At 68.7% G+C, this 339-nt stretch carries 1 protein-coding gene; it reads left to right on the top strand.

The features are described 5' to 3' along the window. The coding region (locus CCN51_RS51785) for a protein kinase domain-containing protein (protein ID WP_425444817.1) at nt 1-339 on the top strand (339 nt) is incomplete at its 3' end.

Raw genomic sequence — 339 nt, 5'->3', positions numbered from 1 at the left:
CTGCCGGAGCTGCTGGTCGGCGGACAGGCCGAGTTCCGGCGGCGGTTCGACCGCGAGGTTGATGCCGCCCGCAACGTCGGCGCCGCGTTCACTGCGGCGGTGGTCGACGCCGACCCTGATGCAGAACTCCCTTGGCTTGCAACCGAGTTCATCCCGGGAATCTCGCTGGGCGAGGCGGTGGCGCGCTTCGGTCCGCTGCCTGAGGCGTCTATGCTGGAGCTGGCGGCGGGTCTGTTCACGGCGTTGGCCGGGGTGCACGCGGCCGGTCTGGTGCACCGGGACATCAAACCATCGAACATCATCCTGGGTGTCGACGGCCCGAAGGTCATCGACTTCGGG

Origin of the sequence: Streptomyces milbemycinicus (assembly GCF_002154605.1) — a bacterium.
In the GTDB taxonomy this organism is placed as follows: Bacteria; Actinomycetota; Actinomycetes; order Streptomycetales; family Streptomycetaceae; genus Streptomyces; species Streptomyces milbemycinicus.
The sequence above is the reverse complement of the archived record's forward strand: the minus strand, read 5'-3'. Positions and strand labels throughout refer to the sequence as shown.